The organism is Zoogloea oryzae (assembly GCF_030161255.1).
In the GTDB taxonomy this organism is placed as follows: Bacteria; Pseudomonadota; Gammaproteobacteria; order Burkholderiales; family Rhodocyclaceae; genus Zoogloea; species Zoogloea oryzae.
On the sequence record NZ_BSPX01000247.1, the window covers coordinates 1 to 802 of the forward strand.

Genomic DNA, 802 nt, shown 5'->3' on the forward strand with positions numbered 1-802 from the left:
CTTGGCCGTGGAGGCAGCGATTATACGGCAGCCTTGCTGGCGGAGGCTTTACACGCATCTCGTGTTGATATCTGGACCGACGTCCCGGGCATCTACACCACCGATCCACGCGTAGTTTCCGCAGCAAAACGCATTGATGAAATCGCGTTTGCCGAAGCGGCAGAGATGGCAACTTTTGGTGCAAAAGTACTGCATCCGGCAACGTTGCTACCCGCAGTACGCAGCGATATCCCGGTCTTTGTCGGCTCCAGCAAAGACCCACGCGCAGGTGGTACGCTGGTGTGCAATAAAACTGAAAATCCGCCGCTGTTCCGCGCTCTGGCGCTTCGTCGCAATCAGACTCTGCTCACTTTGCACAGCCTGAATATACTGCATTCTCGCGATTTCCTCGCGGAAGTTTTCGGCATCCTCGCGCGGCATAATATTTCGGTAGACTTAATCACCACGTCAGAAGTGAGCGTGGCATTAACCCTTGATACCACCGGTTCAACCTCCACTGGCGATACGTTGCTGACGCAATCTCTGCTGATGGAGCTTTCCGCACTGTGTCGGGTGGAGGTGGAAGAAGGTCTGGCGCTGGTCGCGTTGATTGGCAATGACCTGTCAAAAGCCTGCGGCGTTGGCAAAGAGGTATTCGGCGTACTGGAACCGTTCAACATTCGCATGATTTGTTATGGCGCATCCAGCCATAACCTGTGCTTCCTGGTGCCCGGCGAAGATGCCGAGCAGGTGGTGCAAAAACTGCATAGTAATTTGTTTGAGTAAATACTGTATGGCCTGGAAGCTATATTTCGGGCCGTAT

The 802-nt window shown here is 53.7% G+C and carries 1 protein-coding gene; it reads left to right on the top strand.

What is annotated here, in order from left to right; genetic code table 11:
• A partial coding sequence (gene lysC, locus QQK25_RS23280) for a lysine-sensitive aspartokinase 3 (RefSeq protein WP_284190091.1) occupies positions 1–765 on the top strand: 765 nt, incomplete at its 5' end.
• Positions 766–802: the final 37 nt, after the last annotated feature.